General features: G+C 69.6%; 16 protein-coding genes. 12 read left to right on the forward strand and 4 right to left on the reverse strand.

Translation table 11 applies throughout. The features are described from left to right. The coding region (gene pglX / locus ABZU43_RS24240) for a BREX-2 system adenine-specific DNA-methyltransferase PglX (protein ID WP_355008774.1) at positions 1 to 2,724 on the forward strand (2,724 nt) is incomplete at its 5' end. Positions 2,725 to 2,797: 73 nt separating this feature from the next. Then, positions 2,798 to 3,259, forward strand: a complete 462-nt coding sequence (locus tag ABZU43_RS24245) for a hypothetical protein (protein ID WP_355008775.1) — start codon at positions 2,798 to 2,800, stop codon at positions 3,257 to 3,259. Positions 3,260 to 3,365: 106 nt separating this feature from the next. On the opposite strand, the gene ABZU43_RS24250 is transcribed toward ABZU43_RS24245, so the two are convergent. From ABZU43_RS24250 to ABZU43_RS24260, 3 genes are all read right to left on the reverse strand, one after another. Further along, positions 3,366 to 4,139, reverse strand: a complete 774-nt coding sequence (locus tag ABZU43_RS24250) for a hypothetical protein (protein WP_355008776.1) — start codon at positions 4,137 to 4,139, stop codon at positions 3,366 to 3,368. A 433-nt stretch (positions 4,140 to 4,572) separates the two neighbouring features. Next, the gene (locus ABZU43_RS24255; protein ID WP_355008777.1) at positions 4,573 to 4,773 is read right to left on the reverse strand and encodes a DUF397 domain-containing protein; all 201 of its coding nucleotides are present in this window, start codon (positions 4,771 to 4,773) and stop codon (positions 4,573 to 4,575) included. Further along, complete coding sequence (locus ABZU43_RS24260) at positions 4,766 to 5,644, reverse strand: helix-turn-helix transcriptional regulator (protein WP_355008889.1); 879 nt, start codon at positions 5,642 to 5,644, stop codon at positions 4,766 to 4,768. The genes ABZU43_RS24255 and ABZU43_RS24260 overlap by 8 nt, the downstream gene beginning before the upstream one ends. Positions 5,645 to 6,009: 365 nt before the next feature. Between ABZU43_RS24260 and ABZU43_RS24265 the strand changes: the two genes are divergently transcribed. The 6 genes from ABZU43_RS24265 to ABZU43_RS24290 all read left to right on the forward strand — a co-directional run bounded on the left by ABZU43_RS24265 (position 6,010) and on the right by ABZU43_RS24290 (position 16,724). After that, positions 6,010 to 6,324, forward strand: coding sequence for a DivIVA domain-containing protein (locus tag ABZU43_RS24265; protein ID WP_355008778.1), 315 nt, complete (start codon positions 6,010 to 6,012; stop codon positions 6,322 to 6,324). After that, entirely contained in the window at positions 6,321 to 6,575 is a 255-nt protein-coding gene (locus ABZU43_RS24270) for a hypothetical protein (RefSeq protein WP_355008779.1), read from the forward strand. Before ABZU43_RS24265 ends, ABZU43_RS24270 begins: the two co-directional genes overlap by 4 nt. 122 nt (positions 6,576 to 6,697) lie before the next feature. Next, the gene (locus ABZU43_RS24275; protein WP_355008780.1) at positions 6,698 to 10,528 is read left to right on the forward strand and encodes a phage resistance protein; all 3,831 of its coding nucleotides are present in this window, start codon (positions 6,698 to 6,700) and stop codon (positions 10,526 to 10,528) included. 79 nt (positions 10,529 to 10,607) lie between these two features. Continuing rightward, positions 10,608 to 13,322, forward strand: coding sequence for a BREX-2 system phosphatase PglZ (gene pglZ / locus ABZU43_RS24280; protein ID WP_355008781.1), 2,715 nt, complete (start codon positions 10,608 to 10,610; stop codon positions 13,320 to 13,322). Beyond that, a complete protein-coding gene (brxD, locus tag ABZU43_RS24285; RefSeq protein ID WP_355008782.1) occupies positions 13,319 to 14,623 on the forward strand; it encodes a BREX system ATP-binding protein BrxD in 1,305 nt (434 codons plus the stop codon). The genes pglZ and brxD overlap by 4 nt, the downstream gene beginning before the upstream one ends. Before the next feature lies 1 nt (position 14,624). Then, positions 14,625 to 16,724 (forward strand): DEAD/DEAH box helicase, encoded by a 2,100-nt coding sequence (locus tag ABZU43_RS24290; RefSeq protein ID WP_355008783.1) that lies wholly within the window; start codon positions 14,625 to 14,627, stop codon positions 16,722 to 16,724. A 45-nt stretch (positions 16,725 to 16,769) separates the two neighbouring features. Here the strand turns inward: ABZU43_RS24290 and ABZU43_RS24295 are convergent, their stop codons facing one another. Then, complete coding sequence (locus tag ABZU43_RS24295; protein ID WP_355008784.1) at positions 16,770 to 17,624, reverse strand: alpha/beta fold hydrolase; 855 nt, start codon at positions 17,622 to 17,624, stop codon at positions 16,770 to 16,772. 151 nt (positions 17,625 to 17,775) lie between these two features. Between ABZU43_RS24295 and ABZU43_RS24300 the strand changes: the two genes are divergently transcribed. Genes ABZU43_RS24300 through ABZU43_RS24315 form a run of 4 tightly spaced genes read left to right on the forward strand, consistent with a single transcriptional unit; the run spans position 17,776 to position 21,264 of the window. Next, positions 17,776 to 18,675, forward strand: coding sequence for an ABC transporter ATP-binding protein (locus ABZU43_RS24300; protein WP_355008785.1), 900 nt, complete (start codon positions 17,776 to 17,778; stop codon positions 18,673 to 18,675). Between the two features lies 1 nt (position 18,676). After that, positions 18,677 to 19,477, forward strand: coding sequence for an ABC transporter permease (locus tag ABZU43_RS24305; protein ID WP_355008786.1), 801 nt, complete (start codon positions 18,677 to 18,679; stop codon positions 19,475 to 19,477). Positions 19,478 to 19,504: 27 nt separating this feature from the next. Further along, positions 19,505 to 20,635, forward strand: coding sequence for a sensor histidine kinase (locus tag ABZU43_RS24310; protein ID WP_355008787.1), 1,131 nt, complete (start codon positions 19,505 to 19,507; stop codon positions 20,633 to 20,635). Then, entirely contained in the window at positions 20,632 to 21,264 is a 633-nt protein-coding gene (locus tag ABZU43_RS24315) for a response regulator transcription factor (protein ID WP_355008788.1), read from the forward strand. Before ABZU43_RS24310 ends, ABZU43_RS24315 begins: the two co-directional genes overlap by 4 nt. The last annotated feature ends 20 nt before the right edge of the window (positions 21,265 to 21,284 follow it).

The raw sequence follows: 21,284 nt of genomic DNA on the forward strand, positions 1-21,284 counted from the left end.
GGGCAGGTGACCGGGGTCGACATCAACCCGTTCGCGGTGGCGATCGCCCGCTTTCGGCTGCTGATCGCTGCGATGAAGGTGTGCGGACTGACCAAGCTGGAGCGGACGCCGGCATTCCCGGTCCGGGTGGCGACCGGCGACTCGCTGCTGCCCTGGGGCGCGTTCCGTTCCCGTGCGCAGGGCGACCTCTTCGCCGCGTCCGAGGGGCGGCAGGTCTTCGCGTACGAGAGCGAGGACGCCGACCTGCTCAAGGACTACCTGGCCGAGAATCAGTACACGGTGGTGGTTGGCAACCCGCCCTACATAACCGTGGCCGACCCGGCCCGTAACAAACTTTACCGTGACATCTACCCGACAGTCTGCCACCGCCAGTATGCGCTGACCGTGCCGTTCGCCAAGCGCTTCTTCGACCTCGCCAAGCGGTCCGACGAGCATGGCGAGGTAGCTGGGCATGTCGGCCAGATCACCGGAAATGCCTTCATGAAGCGCGAGTTTGGCAAAAAGCTTATCAACGACTACTTCGCGCACGAGGTCGAACTGACCGAGGTCATAGATACCTCCGGTGCATACGTCCCCGGTCACGGTACGCCGACCGTGATTCTGGTTGGTCGCGCCAACAAGCGTCGCCGCTCACCCAGCCTGCGCACGGTCTTCGGCATTAAGGGAGAATCGTCCACCCCAGCCAATCCTGCAAGCGGCACGGTCTGGCAGGCGATCGTCAACCAAGTGCAGCAATCGGGGTCCGAGTCGGACTGGGTTAGCGTTGCTGATTCACTCCGCACCCAATTTGCTAGCCATCCGTGGAGTCTCAGCGGCGGTGGTGCTACGGGTCTATTGGAGCGAATTGAAAGCGCTGGGCGAGCGAAAGTTGGAGACGTTGTCACGGCAATTGGGCGAGTAACGCATACCGGTATGGATGATAGCTATTTTGCCCCCAATGGAAGTTGGCAGCGCTATGGCGTCGAGCATTCATCGGTTGTTTCGCTCGTTGCGGGCGAAGCTGTTCGGGATTGGGTTATTGCGCCGGAAACCGAGGCGCTATTCCCGTATGATGCAGACCTTCGCCCGTCGCTGCGGGACGAAGCGACCCGGCGGATCCTCTGGCTTACGGCAAGTGTCCTATGGCGTCGGCGTGAACCCGGAGGTACGCACGAAGAAATTGGTCTGACCTGGTTTGAGTGGAGCCGCTGGCACCCGGAGCGCTTCCTTGTTCCCCTTGGTATCGGGATGGGTGAGGTAGCGACACATAACCATTTCGTGTTGGACCGCGGCGGGAAGATTTTTAACCGTACTGCACCAGTCATGAAACTGTCAGGAGGGGCGAGCGAGGATGATCACTTGCGACTGCTTGGGCTGCTAAACAGCTCGACCTCTTGCTTCTGGCTCAAGCAGGCTTGCTTCCCGAAGGGTGGTACTGCGAACTCCAGTGGGGGAGGGAATCGGTGGAGTCCCGAGCCCTGGTTCGAAAGGTATGCGTTCAACGCATCCAATGTCGAGCGGTTTCCGTTGCCGGGGGCGTACCCGTTGGGGCGGGTGCGGGAGTTGGATGGGCTGGCGCAGCGGCTCGCGAGCTTGACCCCGGCGGCGGTTGCCGCGTCGGGGGTGCCCACCCGGCAGCGGCTCGCGGAAGCTGAGGCGGAGTACCACTCGGTGCGGGCGCGGATGATCGCGCTTCAGGAGGAGTTGGACTGGGAGGTCTACCGGCTCTACGGACTGATAGACGAGGACCTGACCTGTGACAACCCGCCCGAGTTGGCGTTGGGGGAGCGGGCCTTCGAGATCGTGCTGCATACGAGTGGGGCGCAGACCGAGTGGTTCAACCGGCACGGGTCGAAGCCGATCGACCGGCCGCAGCCGCACTGGCCGGCGGAATACCGATCCCTCGTGGAGCGGCGGATCGCCACCATCGAAGCGAACCGGCACATTGGGCTGATTGAGCGGCCGGAGTGCAAGCGGCGTTGGTCCACCGACGGGTGGGAGAAGATGCAGTCGGCCGCGTTGCGGGACTGGCTGCTCGACCGGTTGGAGGCGCCGGAGCTGTGGGGTGGGCAGCCGACGCCTTTGTCGGTGGCGCAGCTCGCCGACCGGGTCGGCAGCGATCAGGACTTCCGGGCGGTGCTGGACCTGTGGGTCGGGCACGACAACTACGACCTGACGAAGACGCTCGGCGTGCTGGTCGCCGACGAGCATGTGCCGTACCTGCCGGCGCAGCGTTACAAGCCGGCCGGGCTGCGTAAGCGGGCGCAGTGGGAGCGGACCTGGGCGTTGCAGCGCCGGGAGGACGCGGGGGAGAAGGTCACGATCGAGGTGCCGCCGAAGTACGCCTCGGCGGACTTTCTTCGGCCGTCGTACTGGCGGGCGCGCGGCAAGCTCGATGTGCCGAAGGAGCGGTTCATCTCTTACCCGCAGGGGGGGCGGGACAGCGACGGCAGTGAGCTGCTCGGTTGGGCCGGGTGGGACCACTTGAAGCAGGCGCAGGCGCTCGCCACTGTCTACCTTGACCGGAAGACGCAGGAGGCGTGGCCGGCGCACCGCCTGCTGCCGCTGCTCGCTGGGCTGGTCGAGATTGAGCCGTGGCTGCACCAGTGGCACTCGGGTGAGCAGCCCGGCTTCCCCGGGTCGCCCGCCGAGTTCTTCACCGACTTCATCAACGCCGAGCTGGCCCAGCTCAGCTCCGACCGTTCGGCGTTGGCGCTGCTGCGCGGGGTGCCCGAGCTGCCGTGAACTATCCGGGCTTGCTCGACTTGGCCGCAACGTGCGCACAGGCGGCTTTTCCTTACCACCGAAAGGCACCTGCATGGCACCACCAACCAAGATCCAGAATGCGGATGAGGCCATTCGCTGGATCAAGGAGGGCCGATCGTACGCCTGGATGACAGCGGAGCACGAGCGGAAGTACAACATCAGGATCAGCGCGTCCGGATGGAGTTACTTCCGCGGCAAGAATGGTCTCGACGTGCGTGCTGTCTCCGATGAGGAGTTGGTGCCGTGGTCAGTCAAGCACGAGCACCGCAACAACTACTACCTGTACTGCCTGCGGCAGGAGGGCCGGCGACGTCACGGCAAGAAGCTCGATGAACACGCCGAGACTCGGGTCAACGCCTTTCTGCGCGACCTGGCGGAGCAGCGCGTGGTGGTTGATTACGATCCGAGCACGGAGAACGGCTTTCGCCTTGTTCTACGAGAGGCGCAGGACGAAGGCAGCCTGGTCCGACGGCCCGCGAAGACGGGTGCCCGAAGGCGGCGGGGCCCGCAGTAGGAGGACGGCAGCCGTTCTTTTGACTAGCTTTCGTGGCGACCGAGCCGGGTTGCCTCGGATCGCCGCAGTCGCCAATCCTTCGTACGACCCGACTACCGGCAATTGATCAATCCGGTCTCCACGTGTTCGAAGCGTGGTTCAGGAGGGCCGTGGCCAGCAGTTGCCGTGAATCTTCTACGGAACTCTTCGGTTGGTCACGGGCCCCGTGGTCGGATGTCTCCCACACGCTCCTCATCAGCCTTCGTACTTCTGGAATCGCATGCATGTGCTCAAACCAGACATCGGTGGCTCTGCTTACGCTTTTCGTTGAATAGCGCTGCTCGCGATCGCGCCAACCGAGTCGGTAGGCACCGCCTTGAGAAAACGAGGAGACGCTCACCAGCCCACCTTCCAGGTCGGCGATCTCCCTGCCGTCGCTGACGCTTCCGCGAATGAAGGAGTGTTGGCTCAGCGACCGATCCTCCCACATGGATCGCTCTGGGCCGATTGAAGCGACAGCGGTCTGCATTTTCACGCCTGGAAGAATTCCCCGCCATCCGAGCCACGGATCGTAGGTGGGCTGCCGAAAGCCTACGAAGCCATTAAAAGGGTCGTCCTGGTGAAAATCAGTCACGATGCAGTTGGTGTAGACGCCGAAGAGGAGGAGCGCCGGTGTATCGAAGACGTAGAAGACTGATCCCTGCTTGCGCCGCTCCTCGGCCGCGTCCCGAGCAGACGCCTGATTCAAGAACATCGCGGCGCTTCCCTGGTAGCTGCGGATCCACTTCGAGTGCCATGCGTTCCGACCCTCAAGGAGAAGGGTGACTCGCTTGGGCGCAATGCCCACGAGTACGTCGTGCTCGTCGCCATCCTCCGGCCACTGGTATGGGCTGATTCTCACCGCTTCTCCTCGACCGTGGATCATGACTTAGGCGTGGACGCGAATCGTACACCGCGGTAAGGAGCTTTGTGCCTTGCGCATGGTCGGTTCGCCGGCCGTCCACGGCCGCAGGCATTCCACGTCCGGTTGCCACCGCCGCTGCGGTCGTTCGTGCAGTTGTGGTGCCTATTAGCTGACGATTTGCCATCTATCGTTGCCCGCCACAACTCCATGATCGACGGATTAGGGGAACGGAGGGCGGCGAATGAGGGCCGGAGTTGAGTAGGGAGGGAGGGTGCCAACGAGCGTGATGACAGGCGGGCATCAATATGCCTCAGAGTCATCACGCTCAAAGTGAACAGTGTCGTGCGGTCTGCTGGCCGAGTTGGCGTCGCTGGCTGGGCAAACACGGCGAGGGGATGCCGACAGGCGGCTTCCCCTCAATAAGTCGGCGTCAGTTGCCGAACGTCTCCCGCTTGACGTTGGCGACGAAGGTCGACCACACGCTCGGGTCGAACGTCAGCACCGGGCCGGTCGGGTCCTTGCTGTCGCGCAGCCCGACGACGCCGGGAAGGTTGTCGGCGACCTCGACACACTCACCGCCGTTGTTGCTGCGGGTCGACTTGCGCCAGACGGCACCGGTCAGGTCAGGCACGGGAGTACTCCTCTGCGACTTGCTGGATCAGATCCTTCGATTGGGACTCGTTGAGGGCGCGGCTGGTCATGTCGGCCCAGATCATGTTGTAGGCCTCAGTCTCGTGCGGCTTGTCCAGGTAGATCGCCCCGGTCGCGGCCTCCAGGTACGTCACCGGCGGTTCCGCCTCCTTGCCACTGCTGTCCCGCGGGAACCCCAGGATCGAGAAGGGGCCGGTCATCGCTCCGGCGTGGAGCCCGGCAGAAAAATTCAGCACCTGCACGGTTACGTTGGGTAGCTCCGCCGCCTTCAGGATCTGGTGTAGCTGCTCGGCCATGATCGTGGCGCTGCCGACCGGACGACGCAAGACTGCTTCGTTGATTATTACTCTGAGTTCCGGGGCGGAAAACCGCGTGAGAAGTGCCTGCCGCTCCACCCGGAGCTGGATTGCTCGCTGCTGCCCGTCGTGGTCCTCCGCCTCGATAGCACCGCCGGGCATTCGGAATAGCTGCTCGGCGTAGGCGCGTGTCTGAAGCAGGCCGGGCACCAACTCGGCTTGGTACTGCCGGATGGTGGAGGCCGCAGCCTCCAAGCCGATGTAGAGCTGGAACCAGCGGGGCAGGCCGGAGCCGATGTAGTCGTGCCACCAGTTCTTGTTCTCGCGGGTGGCCGCCGCCATCGCGAGGACCAACTCAATGTCGTCGTCCGAAGCGCCGTAGAGCTTGAGCATCTCCTTGACGTCCGCCGCGCGGAAGCGGACGTTTTCGGCACCACTCTCGATCCGGTAGAGGGTCGCTCGCGCTCGGTCCAGCTCCTCGGCGGCCTTCTCCATCGTCAGGCCGGCGGCCTTGCGAAGTGCTTCGAGCTTCCTGCCGAGCTGCCGCCGAAGCATGGTCGATCCCGTTACGGCCTGTGACACCCCTGCCTCCATGCTCAGGTCGCGGTTGACACGCGTCCGCCCAATTAGACGCTCCCGATGTATCAGAAACAATAGACACGTCACACTCCGCTGTCCTATCGATATCCGAGCATGTAAGACAGCGATTGTTAGACGTTGCATCTGACTCGAGGCGGTGCTTGACTGCCCAGGCGGCCACTGTGGAGCTATCGCTGCTCAGCCGCCATCTGTGCCCTGCTGTCGTACTGCTATTTGAAGGCTGCGGTGGCAAGTGCCGGGGTGGGTCCGCCGGTGCGGGGTGGGCCGGTGGGCTCACCCCATCCACGGGTCAATCTCGACGGTGAGAGGCAGGTCCTGTCATGCGCGTCTTCTTCCGGCGTGCCCGGAGTCGCCAACGGTCGGTCAGCGGGCCGACCTGCTACCGCTCGGTGGTCTACCATCCGCTGCGGCCCTGGCAGGTGCGCGAGCGGGGTTTCCGGCCGACTCCGCTCGGCCGTCGCGGGCTCGATCCGCAGGAGGTGCGGAAGTTCCTCGATCGGGTCGCCGGTGACCTGGCCGTGGTCTACGACGCGCTCGCGCAGAGTCGCCGGGAGACCGACCGGGTCAAGGACGCGCTGCGCCGCTGGCAGTCCCAGCAGGCCCGCGCCCGCAACGAGCGGGGGTACGACCGGTGACCGAGCGTTGGGTCATCCACCTGCCGGTGGTCGTGAACGACCTGGTCTCCGCTCAGCGCCTCGCCCGGGTGGTCGCGCACTGGACGCACGTCCTGCCGCAGACCGACCCGGGCGGCACCACCGTGTCGGCCGAGGACGCGCAGAACGTACGCCACTGGGTCTTCTGCGACCGGCTCTTGCCGGGCGGCCGACGCTGCCTGCTCCGGCCCGACCACGACGGCGGGTGTTCCCGGCGTTTCCGGCGGCGATGAGCGCGGCGGGACGGATCTCCTGAGCGCCGGACCGGCGGGCTGGGACCTGCGGCGATGACACCTTAGGATCGGCGGGTTGCCGGTGACGCCGGCCTCACGGGGCGCAAGTGCGAGGAGCGGTGATGACCCTGCTACGGGACGTGATCGAAATTCCGACCTCGGTCGGCGACGGTGACTTCGTCGTCCGCGCCGCCGAGGGCGCCGACCTGCGCCGCTACGTGGTCACCGACCAGCTCCGGGACAACTTCGCCGAGGCGCTGCGCCGAATCGGCCACGCCGTCACCACCGGCCGCTCCCAGGCGATGTTCCTGCACGGCTCGTTCGGCTCCGGCAAGTCGCACTTCATGGCGGTGCTGCGGGAAGTCCTCCAGCACAACCCCGCCGCCCGCGAGGTGCGCGGCCTGGCCGAGCCGGTCCTCGCCGCCGACCCCTGGCTGCGCGACCGCAAGCTGCTCACCCTCACCTTCCACATGCTCGACGCGCGCTCCGTCGAGCAGGCCGTCCTGGAGGGCTACCTCAACCAGATCACCGCGCTGCACCCGGAGGCGCCCGTCCCCGCCGTACACCGGTCGGACGCGATGCTCGACGACGCCGCACGGCTGCGCGAGCGGATGGGCGACGACGCCTTCTTCGCGGCGCTGCGCGACGGTGGCGGCGCACCCGCGGCCGGCGGCGGCCTCTCACTCGCCGCGCTGCGCGCCCAAGCCGACGGCTGGACCCCGCAGAGCTACGCCGCCGCTGCGGCGGCGGCGCCCGGCACCGAGCAGCGGGACCGGCTGGTTAGCGCGCTGACCAGCACGTTCTTCACCGGTGCGGTCCGCAGCGGGGAGTACCTCGACCTGGACACCGGCCTCGCAGTGATCACCCGGCACGCCAAGGCTCTCGGGTACGACGCGCTGGTGCTCTTCCTCGACGAGCTGATCCTCTGGCTCTCCACCAAGATCAGCGACCACACCTTCGTCAACACGGAGGGTGCCAAGCTCAACAAGCTCGTCGAGTCGGCCGACGCCACCCGGCCGCTGCCGCTGATCTCGTTCGTCGCCCGGCAGCGCAACCTGGAGGACTTCCTCGGCCCCCAGGTCGGCGGCACCGAGCGGGAAGCCCTCGCGCACGTCATGCGCAGCGTCCAGGGCCGCTTCGGTGAGATCGTCCTCGCCGACACCAACCTGCCCGAGATCACCGAGAAGCGGCTACTCAAGCCGCTCACCGACGAGGGCCGGGCGGTCATCGACAACGCCTTCGCCGCCGTGAAGGGCAACCGGGAGGTCTGGGACGCCCTGCTGCTCGGCGCCCAGTACGGCGACGCCGGAATCGGCTCCGACGCCGCCGCCTTCCGCAAGCTCTACCCGTTCTCGCCCGCGCTGGTCGCCACCCTGGTCGCCCTCTCCCAGGCGTTGCAGCGCGAGCGCACCGCGTTGAAGGTGATGACCGAGCTGCTCGTCGACCGCCGGGACACCCTGCGGGTCAACGACCTGATCGGGGTGGCCGCCCTCTTCGACCCCCTGGTGCTGCACGGCGAGCTGCCCGACCGGCCCAAGCTCAAGCAGCTCTTCCAGGCCGCCCGCACCCTCTACACCCAGAAGCTGCGCCCCATCCTGCTCAACCTCAACGGCATCACCGAGGAGCAGGCGGCCGGCCACCAGCAGTTCCAGCTCGACGACAAGCTGGTCAAGACGGTGCTGCTCGGCGCGCTGGTGCCCGAAGTGCCGGCCCTGCACAACCTCACCGCCGCCAAGCTGCACGCGCTGAACTTCGGCTCGATCACCTCGCCGATCCCCGGCTACGAGCGGCAGATCGTGCTCAACCGGCTCAACCGGGTCGCCGACGGCGCCGGCGAGCTGCACCTCACCAAGACCCCCGACCCGGTGGTCAGCCTCAAGCTGCACACCGTCGACTACGACAAGCTGCTCGACCTGGTCCCCGAGGACGAGGCCACCACCACCGGCGTCCGGCAGCAGCTCATCCGGGAACTGGTCACCGCGGAGATGGGCATCGCCGGCGCCGAGGGGCAGCTCGGTGAGCTGCTGCACTCCCGCGACTGGCGTGGCCGGCGGCACACCGTCCAGGTCAAGTTCGGCAACGTCCGCGACCCCGACACCATGCCGGTCTCCGCGCTGATCGCCACCGGCGAGGCGTGGCGCGTCATCATCGACTACCCGTTCGACCCCCAGGGCTACGAGCGCGTCGCCGACCGCGCCCGGATCGAACGCCTGGAACGTGGCTCCCGGACCGTCTTCTGGCTGCCCTACTTCCTGACTGACGAGCTGATGGGCAAGGTTGGCCAGCTCGCCAGGATCAATTACCTGCTGGGCAACGGCACCGGCGACCGGCTCAACTCGCTGGCCGCCGACTGGCCCCTCGCCGACCGGCAGCAGGGCCGGGTCTACCTCCAGCAGCGCCAGACCCAGCTGCGCGGCACGCTGATCAGCGCCATGATGCAGGCGTACGGGTCGGCGACGTCGCGCGGCTCCGACGTGCAGGACGACACCATCGGCGTGTTCCACACCCTCGCCGAGGGCCTGCACGTCGGCGACCCCCGAGGCGGCACCCTCGCCGAAGCGTTCGCCAACCTCACCGGCGAACTCCTCGCCTGGTCCTACCCGGGCCGTCCGGCCATGCCGGACGACGAAAAGCCCGTCACCCGCAGCGAGATGACCAAGATCCTGGAGTACGCCCGGCTGGCCGCCGCCGACCCTGCCCGCGGCGTCAGCGTGCCCAACCCGGTCGACCAGCGCATCCTCCGGCGCGTCTGCAACAACCTGCGCCTCGGTGAGCTGATCGAGGGCCGCTACGTGCTCAACACGAGCACCTGCCGGTGGAGTCAACACCTGCTTCAGGCCGCCGCCAACGAGGGCTACACCGACCACTTCCCGGTGCACGTGCTGCGCCGGCTCATCGACGAGCCCGCCGCGTTCGGCTTCGACCGGGAGCTGCAAAACCTGATCATCGTCGTTTTCGGGCTGGAGCAGCAGCTCGCCTGGTACCAGCACGGCGGCAAGGTCGACGTGGGCAACCTCGCCCTCGTGCGCGACGAGCTGGAGCTGCGCCACCCACCGATGCCCGACGAGCATGCCTGGGCAGATGCGGTCCGCCGGGGCTCGGCGATCTTCGGCGGCGTGCTGCCCGTCTGGCGGACGCCGGCCAACCTCGGTGAACTCGCCGGAACGCTGCGCACGGCGGCGAGTACGCGCACGAAAGCGGCGGGCGACCTCGTCCAGGCGCTCGAAGCCCACGCCGACGTGCTGGGCCTGGACATCTCGGCCCCGACGGGCCGGCTCGCCACCGCACGCCGCGCGGCCCGACTCGTGACCGAGCTGGCCACCGAGCGCGACGACGTGGTGCTGGTCGAGACGGTTGCCCGGGCCGACCTGGGTGACGTCGACGACCAGGCCGTCGGAGAGCTGCTCAGCCAGGCGGGCATCATCCTCACCGCCATGGCCCGAGGCCACCAGTGGTCCCTGCTCCAGGCGATCTCGGCCAGGGCTGCTCACGACGAGCAGGCGCAGGCAATCATCGGGCAGCTCCGGGAGGTCGCCCGGCACCAGCAGCACGGGCAGGACCTGGTGGACGCCCTCCAGACGGCAGTCGACGCGTCGGCGGCGCTGCTTGCCACCAACCCGCCGCAAGATCGCACCGTCACCCCCCGCGACACCACGCCAAACGGCGGGGGGACCATCCCCACCGTCACGGTGCCGGGGCAGCAGCCCCGTGAGTCCGGCCCTGTCGGGGTGGTGCCCGCGAATGGTGGCGATGGCGGGCCGGGCCGTGCGGCTGAGATCGAGGGGACCGGTGGGGCTGGGCCGGTCGCGGTGGCCGGTGGCGATCGGCTGATCGCGGTCGCCCATCAGCGTCGCGAGGTCGCCGATGCGGCCACCTGGGAAAAGGTCGCTGCCGAGATCGCGGCCGAGGTCACCGCCGGGCGGCGGGTCACTGTCACCTGGGAGATCCGGTGACCGGCTCGGCGGCCGGCCGCCTCGCAGACCGGCGAGCCGGCGCGGCGGGATCCGCGGCCGGTCGTAATGAGGTGACATCGTGAGCGTGCCAGTCGGTGTGGCCCCGCCCGACGCGATCCGGCGCAAGGTCGAGGCGTGGCTGGCCGAGGACGACCCGGCGGACGCCATCGCGCTGACCGCCCGCCCCGACGGGCCGGCCGAAACGGTGCTCAGCATCAACGGCTGTCGGGTCCGGGTCGTCCCGTGTCCCACACCGCTGGCCGCCCGCGCCGCCCTGCACGACCGGGCCGACGGCGAACGGCTGGTCCTGTTGACCGAGCTGACCGACAGCGAACTGGGCGACGGGGTCCTCGCCCACCTCAGCAAGCAGACCGTCCGCAAGATCGACCCGTGGGATCTGGTCCGGCAGATGTTCGGCGGGGTGGGCGCCCTCGACCCCACCCTGGTCCGGGTCGGACGCTGGGTCGCCAACGCGCTCACCGACCACGCTCCAGCCGACGGCTGGCCCGCCCCGCCCGGCGCGATCCTCACCCGCGACCACGCGCTGCGCAGCCTCACCTCCGAACTGCTCGACCTGCCACCCGCCGAACTCGACGACAGCGGCCTGGTGCAGTGGAGCACCGACGCCCGGCGGCAACTGCGCTTCACCCAGCTGCCGGAGGCCGTCGCCGACGGCATCACCGCGTACCTGACCGGGACCGCCGGCCATGCCGCCGTCCCGATGATGGCCGCCGTACGCGCCGGAAACGGCGTCGACGTCATTCCGCTGGGGCTGCTGGCCGGGCTGCTCTGGCCCGCTGGAAGCGAGCGGGCCGCCGAGGTGGAGGCTGCTGTCGGTCGTACCCGACTGGAGCCCCGATTCGGTGGGCTCCGGCCCAGCCCGCAGCAGGCCGAGTCGCTGCACCAGGCGGCCGAGGCGTGGGTCTACCGGACGCTCGAGTCGGGCGACAACGGCCGGGACGAGGCGATGCGGCTGCTGCGTCGGGCCGAGGCGATCGCCGCTGAGGTCGAGATCACCGCACTGCTCAGCGCCTCGACAGTCCTGCCCAGCGGGTTCGTTCAGCGACTGCGGGCCTTCGCCGACGCCGTACGACTCGCAGTGCCGGCCGGTGGGTCGGCATTTTCGGCGGCGGTGGCACGGGCACAGTGGGCCCTCGCCAGGATGGAGGAGCACCGGGCCGCCGAGCCGCGGCGCGTCGAGACCGCCCGGATGGCTGTCCGCCTGCTGCGCTGGCTGCACACCACCGACGGCCCGCCACCGGCCACGCTGCTCGACGCGTTGCACCGGCAGGTCCGGCAGGACGGCTGGGTCGACAGGGCCCGGCTCGACGTCTTCGCCGGGGACCCCGACGCGCAGGTCGCCGAGGCGTACCGACTGCTGCACCGGGCTGTCGACGCCCGCCGCTCTCGCCACGACCAGCAGTTCGCCACGCTGCTCGCCGCCGCCACCAGCGCCGAGACGGAGCCCGGTGCGCTACTGCGCGTCGAAGACGTGCTCGACCGGGTGGTCCAGCCGATCCTCGACACCGGTCGCCGGGTGCTGCTGCTCGTCATGGACGGCATGGGTGTCGCCGCCGCGACCGAGCTGGCCGAGTCCGTCACCCGGACCGGCGCCTGGGTGGAACTCACCCCCGACGGCGGCCCCCGCACGGGCGTGCTGGCGGCTTTGCCCACCGTCACTGAGGCCAGCCGGTGCAGTCTGCTGAGCGGGCGCATCGCTGCCGGCGGCCAGCAGGCCGAGCGGAAGGCGTTCCGGCAACGGTTCGCCGCCGGACGGCTGCTGCACAAGTCTGCGCTGCGAGCCGGAGCCGGAGCGGCCCTCGACCCGGACGTGCTCGCCGCCCTCGACGACAAGTCGATCCGCCTGGTCGCCGCCGTTGTCAACACGATCGACGACGCGCTGGACCGCAGCGACCCGGGTACCACCGTCTGGGGCGACGACACCATCACCGCCGTCGCCGACCTGCTGACGTCCGCGAGCGACCCGGACCGGGTGGTCGTCATCGTCTCCGACCATGGCCACGTCGTCGACCGAGGCCCCGAGTCGGTCACCCTGCCCAGCGCCAGCAACGAGAACCGGTGGCGACCGCCCACCGATCCGCCCAGCGACGCCGAGGTGGCCGTCGCCGGCAGCCGGGTAGCGCTCGGCGGCGGATCCGTCGTCCTGCCCTGGCGAGAAGAGGTTCGGTACGGGCCGCGCAAGGCGGGCTACCACGGCGGCGCAGCGCCGGCGGAAGCCGTCATCCCGCTGCTCGTGCTCATCGCCGGTGACGACTCCGCCGTGCCCGGCTGGGCCGGTGCGCCGGTGGCCAGCCCGGACTGGTGGCGGGAACCGCTGACGGAGAGCACATCCCTGCCGGCTGAACCCCCGCCGGCAACCCGGCGGCGCCCGCGCAAATCCGTCGAGCACCAGACCGACGGTCTGTTCGACCTGACGCCGGCCGTCGTCGCGCCGGCTGCCGCACCGCAGCCCGTACCCACCGCGCCCGACGCGGTGGCGGCCCTGCTCTCCAGCGAGCGCTACGCCCAACGGCGCGACCCCCGGCTGCCCCTGGCCGACGAACGGGTCGCCGCGCTGCTGAACACGCTGATCGCCGGCGGTGACCGGGCGACCCTCGACACCCTCGCCGCGCGGTCCGGCGTACCGGCGCACCGGATCAATGGCACGATCACGGCGTTGCGTCGGCTCCTTCAGGTCGAGGGATATCCCGTGCTTACCCTCGACGCGGACGGCCGTACCGTTCACCTCAACCGCGCGTTGCTGATCGAGCAGTTCGAGCTGGAGCCGCGGTGACCGTGGAATTGTCGGCCCGCCGGCGCCGGGACATCGTCGACGCGCTGCGCCGCGGGGTAGTCCCGAGCAACGGACTGGACGCACTCGCGGTCGGGCTGGACCGGTTCACCACCGCGCTGGACGACGACCTGGAACGGGTCGCCGGCGGCGGGAGCGTCTTCAAGGCCGTGCGCGGCGAATACGGGGCCGGCAAGACGTTTTTCACGCGGTGGCTGGCCGAACGCGCCAAGCGACGGGGCTTCGCCGCTGCAGAAGTGCAGATCTCCGAGCTGGAAACACCACTGCACCGGATGGAGACCGTCTACCGGCGGCTGGTCGAACACCTCAGCACCGAGCAGTTCGCCCCAAGCGCCTTCCGACCCGTACTCGATGGCTGGATTTTTGCGCTCGAAGAGGACGTCCTCGCCGGCGGCGCGGTCACCGAGGACGATGCCGAGGCGCTGGACCGAGCCGTCGGCGAGCTGCTGGAACGCCGGCTGGGCGACATCTCGCGGAGCACCCCGGGCTTCGCCGCAGCCCTGCGCGGTTACCGAGCCGCCAGTGCCAGCGGTGACCACCTCACCGCCGACGGATTGGCAGCCTGGCTGGGTGGGCAGCCGCACGTCGCCGCGTCCGCGCGGCGGGCAGCTGGGGTCAAGGGCGACCTTGACCACTACGGCGCGCTGAGCTTCCTCCAGGGGCTCCTCACCGTTCTGCGCGACAGCGGCCACCAGGGGCTGCTACTGGTGCTGGACGAGGTCGAGACTCTGCAACGGGTGCGCTCCGACGCCCGGGACAAGGCACTGAACGCTCTCCGGCAGCTCATCGACGAGGTTCACGCGGACCGGTTTCCGGGACTCATGCTCGTGATCACCGGGACGCCCGCGTTCTTCGACGGCCCGCAGGGCGTCCAGCGGCTCGCGCCGCTCGCGCAACGTCTCGCCACCGACCTCGGCCCCGACCCGCGTTGGGACAACCCCCGCGCCACCCAACTGCGGCTATCCGGGTTCACTGTCGACGCCCTGGTGGAACTCGGCAGCCGGGTCCGAGACATCTACGCCAGCGCACAGGTCGACGCTCGGGTGGACGACGACTACCTCGCCACACTGGCCCGTGCCGTCACCGGCGCGCTCGGCGGTCAGGTCGGGGTGGCACCCCGCGTCTACCTCAAGAAGCTCGTGGCGGACGTCTTTGACCGGGTGGACCAGTTCGCCGACTGGGAGCCGCGGCGACACTACGCACTCACCCTGCGGGCCGACGAACTGACCGAGGTCGAACGCAACGCCGCCGCTCGCGCCGACGACATCGAACTGACGCTCTGACGTGTTGCCAGACCTTGACCCGGTCGTGGTGCACCACGTGGTCAACACCCTGGGTTGGCGAGACCTGCGTCCATTGCAGCGCGCTGCGATCGCCCCGGTGCAGGGCGGTCTGGATGCGCTCCTGCTCGCCCCGACGGCGGGCGGCAAGACGGAGGCCGCGCTGTTCCCGCTGCTGTCCCGGATGGCCGCGCACCCCTGGACCGGTACGTCAGTGCTCTACCTCGCCCCGCTGAAGGCGCTGCTCAACAACCTGGAGCCTCGGCTGGAGCAGTACGCCGGTTGGCTCGGGCGGCGGGTGGCCCTCTGGCACGGGGACATCGGCGCCTCGCGGCGGCGGGCCGTGCTCTTCGAGCGGCCGGACATCCTGCTGACCACACCTGAGTCACTGGAAGCCATGCTGGTCAGCGCCAACGTCGACCACCGCCAGTTCTTCGCCGGTCTGCAAGCGGTGGTCATTGACGAGGTGCACGCCTTTGCGGGAGATGACCGAGGTTGGCACCTGCTCGCCGTCTTGGAACGGTTGGCCCGGGTGGCTGGTCGGCCCCTGCAGCGGATCGGCCTATCCGCCACCGTCGGGAACCCCGACCATCTGCTCACCTGGCTCCAGGGCTCCGGCGCGGGTAGCCGGCCGGCCCAGGTCGTCGCACCCGAGGCGGTCCATATCGCGGGTGGCGTACCAGCGGGCGAGATCGAGCTGGACTATGTCGGCTCGCTCACCAACGCCGCGGCCGTGATCGCCGCCCTGCATCCGGGCGAAAAGCGGCTGGTCTTCTGCGAATCCCGGCAGACAGTCGAGGAGCTCGGACAACTGCTACGGGAGCAGGGCGTTACCACCTTCCTGTCGCATGCGTCGCTGTCCGTGGACGAGCGGCGCCGCGCGGAACAGGCGTTTGGTGAGTCACGAGACTGCGTCATCGTTTCCACCAGCACACTCGAACTCGGCATCGACGTTGGCGACCTGGACCGCGTGATCCAGATCGACGCGCCAGCCACCGTAGCGTCCTTCCTGCAGCGGCTCGGGCGCACCGGTCGCCGTCCGGGAAGCAGCCGGAACTGCCTGTTCCTGACGCTCGGTGGCCAGCCGCTCGTGGAGGCGGCCGCGCTGCTCCTGCTCTGGTCACGAGGTTGGGTGGAGCCGGTCACCGCACCGCCGGAACCTCGGCACATCGTCGCGCAACAGGTGCTCGCGCTCTGCCTTCAGGAGCATCGGATAGGTGCGGAGACCTGGATCCAGGCATGGAATGAGCTGCCGCCCTTTGAGAAGAACGCCCGACCGATCGTTCGACACCTCGTCGAGCACGGCTATCTGGAGCAGGACGAGGGCATGCTCTTCATCGGTCCCACCGCCGAGGAGCGGTTCGGCCGTCGCCACTTCATGGAGATGACGGCCGTATTCACCGGGCCGCCCGAGTTCACCGTCCTGCTGGGCCGTAGCGAGCTGGGTCGGATCGATCCCAGCCTGCTCACCGAGGAGGTCCGGGGCGAACGCCGCCTGCTGTTGAGCGGCCGGAGTTGGCGCGTTACCTACATCGACTGGCGCCGTCGGCGGTGTTTCGTCGAACCTGCCGACGGCGGCGGACGTGCCCGTTGGACGGGCACCGGGTGGGCGTACCGCAGTCACGAGATCACCCGGGCGATGCGTGAGGTGCTGCTGGGAGCGGAGCCTCCGGTCACCCTCACCCGTCGTGCGGTGACTCGCCTGGCGCGGGAGCGCGAGGAGAAACTGCACCTGGTGCATCCCGGTGGCACTGTCATTGTCCGCGAGAGCGGCGGTGACCTGCGCTGGTGGACCTGGGCGGGTTTCCGGACGAACGCCACGTTGACCGCCACGCTGGGCGAAGTCGTCGATCCGGTGGAGCGGTTCGACGGCAACAGCATTCGACTACGGGAAGACGTCACACCTGCGAGCTGGCGGGCACTCACCGCGGACGCTGCCACCCGACTGTGCCTGCCCGAGGTCAACGACAAGGCCGTAGACGGTCTCAAGTTCGGCGCGGCCCTGCCGAAGCGGTTGGCCGCGGCCACGCTGGCTGCGCGCCTGGCTGACCTGGACGGGGCTGCCGTGGTGCTGGACGAGCCCGTGCGGTTCGTCATCGTCTAGCAGTGGCTGCACTGGTTCCTCAGTGAGTGTCGGCAATGGGCGGGGTCAGCGGCGGGGGGTTTCGCTGGCGATTGTCGCCTCGCGGGGCAGGGCCGCCGCGCGCAGCGCCCAGTCCAGCGCGTAGTCGGCGATCGGCTCCCAGCCGGGTTGTCCGACGGTGAAGTGCGATCGGCCGGGGAACTGCTCGTACGCGGTGAGGGCCCGGGACTTCTGGTAGAGCCCGGCGTTGGCGCGGACCACCGACGCCGGCACCACATGGTCGGCCTCGCCGGCCATCAGCAGCAGCGGTGCCCGGTCGTTGCGCCCGACGTCGACCCGGGCGGGTGAGCGCGGGTCGACGTTGGCGAAGGCACCCTCGAAGAAGACCCGGCCGGCGCCCGGGACGGCGTAGCGCTGCCAGGCCCGGTCGGACTCCTCGCGGTTCATCGTGTTGCCGAAGGTGTAGGCGAAGTCGTCAGGGGTGAACGGGACGGCCTTGCTGCGGTTGGCGGGGCTGCGCAGGATCGGGAAGCCCGAGCGGAGCTGACTCAGCGGCACCTTGAGCACCCCCTTGATCGCCGCGGGATGCACCCCCACCACTGCCGCGCCGAGACCCCGGTCGGCGAGGACCTGGGCGAACAGGCCGCCGAACGAGTGCCCCATGATGATCGGCGGTCGGGGCAGCGCCCGGATGATCTTGTCGTAGTGCGCGACGATGGTGGCCATGCTCTGCTCGGCGATGGGGCCGGGGTCGTCGCGCAACTGCTCCACGGACCGGTCCATGCCGGGCCAGGCTGGGGCGATGACGTGCATGCCGCGTTCGGTGTACCGCTGGGCCCACCCCTCCCAGCTGCGCGGCGTCATCCAGAGCCCGTGGATCAGCACGATCGTGTCGACCTGACCCTGCGGCGTGGCACCCATCGCGTCCTCCCGGTGTCGCGGCTTCGGCCCGGCGGTTACCCGCTGCCGGGCGTGGAAACCCTCCGGGGCAACGGGCCCCTGACAAATGTCACGGTCGGAGCGTGACGACCGCTCCGGGCATCGGGGTACGCGCCGCCGGAGCATGACTGGCATGACCAGTACCCATCCGGCTGTCGAGTTGGACGGCCTCACCAAGAGCTTCGGCGCGGTCACCGCTGTCGACGGGTTGAGCCTTCGGGTGCAGCCCGGCGAGGTGGTGGCGTTCCTCGGCCCGAACGGCGCGGGCAAGACCACCACCATCGACATGCTGCTCGGGCTGTCCCGCCCGGACACTGGCACCGTCCGCATCCTCGGTGGCACCCCTGACGACGCGGTGGCCCGAGGTCGCGTCGCCGCCGTACTCCAGACCGGTGGGCTGCTCAAGGACCTCACCGTGGGCGAGAAGGTGCGGATGACCGCGCACTTCTACCGGCACACCCGCCCGGCGGCGGAGGTGCTGGAGCGGGCCGGTATCACCGACATCGCCGACCGGGTGGTCGGGCGCTGCTCGGGTGGTCAGCAGCAGCGGTTGCGCTTCGCGCTGGCCCTGCTGCCCGACCCGGACCTGATGGTGCTCGACGAGCCGACCACCGGCATGGACGTCGAGGGTCGGCGGGACTTCTGGCAGGCGCTGCGCCGTGACGCCCGGCGCGGACGGACAGTCATCTTCGCCACCCACTACCTCGACGAGGCGGACGCGTACGCCGACCGGATCGTGCTGGTCCGGCAGGGACGCATCGTCGCCGACGGCACCACCGCAGAGATCAAGAACCTGGCCGCCGGCCGTACCGTGCGGGCCACCCTGCCCGGTGCCGACCAGGCCGCGCTCGCCGCGCTGCCCGGCGTGGACGCCGTCGAGGTGCGCGGCGACAGCGTGCTGGTGCGGACCGGCGACTCGGATGCCGTCGCCCGGCACCTGCTGACCCGGACCGCCGCCCGGGACGTCGAGATCACCTCCCGCAACCTCGAGGACGCGTTCCTCGCCCTGACCACAGCGCAGACCGGAGCCTGAGATGACCACCCCCACCCCCACCCGCGCCGCTGTCACCGAGCCGGACCGTCGGCTGCCCGCCCTGGGCGGGTTCGCTCCCGGCGCCCTGGGCATCGAGCTGCGCCGGGTGCTGCGCAACCGCCGCACCCTCGCCTTCACGCTGATCATGCCCGGCGTCTTCTTCCTCATCTTCGGCCTGCCGCAGGGCGGGCAGTCACTGGACAACGGTCGGCCGGTGACGGCGTACGTCATGATCAGCCTGGCCGTCTACGCGGCCATGGTGGCCACCACCAGCGTCGGTGGCGCGGTGGCCACCGAGCGGGCCCTGGGCTGGAGCCGGCAACTGCGGCTCACCCCGCTGCGCCCGGCGGCGTACGTGGCGACCAAGCTCATCACCGCGATGAGCCTCGGCCTGCTCGCGGTGGTCGTCGAGTTCCTGGTGGGTGCCGTGGCCGGCGTCCGCGTCCCGGCGTACGTCTGGCTGCTGTCCGGGCTCGCCGCCTGGGTCGGTTCGCTGGTCTTCGCCGCGTTCGGTCTGTTCATCGGCTACCTGGCGCCGGCCGAGAACGTCATGCAGATCATCGGCCCCGTGCTGGCGGTGCTGGCCATGTTCGGCGGGCTGTTCGTCCCGGTCGAGGTGCTGCCAGACGTGCTCCAGCAGGTCGCGAAGTTCACCCCGGTGTACGGCATGGGCGTGCTGGCCCGTGCCCCGCTGACCGGCGACGGGGTGAGCATTGCGGCGGTGGCGAACCTCGTCGTCTGGGCGTTGCTCTTCGGTGTCGGCGCGGCCCGGCTGTTCCGCCGGGACACCGCGCGGGTCTGAGCGACCGCGACCGCTAGCGTGAACCCGATGGACCTCCCGACCGGGCAGCCGTGGCCGGTGAGCCGCCACTGGCGGGTCACCGGCTGGCTGCTGGCCGCCGTCTGGCTGTTCTTCCTCAACGTGCCGCTCGCCACCGCGCTGCACCAGCCGGAGCTGTGGCGGCGGCTCCTCGGTGTGGTGGCCCTTGTCGTCTTCGGCATCGGTTACGTGTTGCTCTTCCAGTGGGCGCGCAAGCTGCGCCAGTCACTGTCGCCCATCCCGACCGGCCGGGCTCGGGCCGGGCTGGCGCTGCTGCTCGCGGTGGGCCTGGCCAGTGTCCCGGGCACCGAAGGGGACTGGCTGGCCACCCTGGTCTACGTGGCCGCGGCAGCGGTCTTCCTGCTGCCGCTACGGGAGGCGTTGGCCGTCGTCGTGCTCTGTGCGGTGACCCCCGTGGTGGCGTCCCAGCTGGTGCCGGGGTGGGAGGCGGAGAACGGCATCGTCTTCGCGGTGCTGCTCGCCTCGTTCGCCATGTTCGGGGTGGCCCAGTTGGCACAGCGCAACAGCGAGCTCCGCGCCGCCCAACAGGAGATCGGTCGGCTCGCCGTCGCCGAGGAGCGGTCCCGTGCCGCCCGCGACCTGCACGACATCCTCGGGCACTCGCTGACCGTGGTGGCGATCAAGGCCGAGTTGGCCGGCCGTCTGATCGAGGTCGACCGGGAGCGGGCCGCCACCGAGATCGCCGAGGTGGAGGCGCTGGCCCGGGCCGCGCTGGCCGACGTACGACAGACGGTCGGGGCGTACCGCGAGGTCAGCCTCGCCGCGGAGCTTGCCGGCGCCCGCTCCGCGCTGGCCTCGGCGGGCATCGCGGCGGACGTGTCGGCCGAGGTGCCCGAGCTGCCGCAGGAGTGGGACCGGTTGTTCGGCTGGGCGGTACGGGAAGGGGTGACCAACGTGGTCCGGCACAGCGGGGCGCGGTGCTGCGTCATTCGGGTACACCCGGATCGGGTCGAGATCAGTGACGACGGTGGCGGGCCGTCCACTCCCGACCCGAGCGGGCACGGGCTGGTGGGCCTGCGGGAGCGGGCGCGACGGCTGGACGCTGTGGTGACCGTCGGCCGGCGGCCGACGGGCGACGGTTTTCTGCTGCGGGTGCACGCGCCGGGGGAGGCCCGGTGAGCGGCGGCTCCACGCCGATCCGGCTGTTACTCGCCGACGACCAGGCGCTGGTCCGGGGTGCACTGGCCGCCCTGCTCTCGTTGGAGGAGGACCTGACAGTGGTCGCCGAGGTCGGCCGGGGCGACGAGGTGGTGCCCGAGGCCCGACGTAGCGCTCCGGACGTGGCTCTGCTGGACGTGGAGATGCCCGGCCTGGACGGGATCGCCGCCACCGCGGCGTTGCGGGCCGCGCTGCCGACCTGCCGGGTGCTGGTGGTGACCACCTTCGGTCGACCCGGCTACCTGCGGCGGGCCATGGAGGCCGGTGCGAGCGGTTTCGTGGTCAAGGACACGCCGGCCCGGCAGCTCGCCGACGCGGTCCGCCGGGTGCACGCCGGGCTGCGGGTGGTCGACCCGACGCTGGCCGCGGAGACGCTGGCCGCCGGGATCAGCCCGCTGACCGAGCGGGAGACCGAGGTGCTGCGGACGGCCCGGGGCGGTGGCAGCGTCGCGGACCTGGCCAGGGCGTTGCACCTGTCCGAGGGGACGGTACGCAACCACCTGTCGGCGGCGATCGGCAAGACCGGTGCCCGCAACCGGGCCGACGCGATCCGGGTCGCCGAGCAGAACGGCTGGTTGCTCGGCGACTGACAGTGCGAGCCGGTGCTCAG

The organism is Micromonospora sp. NPDC005205, from assembly GCF_040608275.1.
Classification (GTDB): Bacteria; Actinomycetota; Actinomycetes; order Mycobacteriales; family Micromonosporaceae; genus Micromonospora.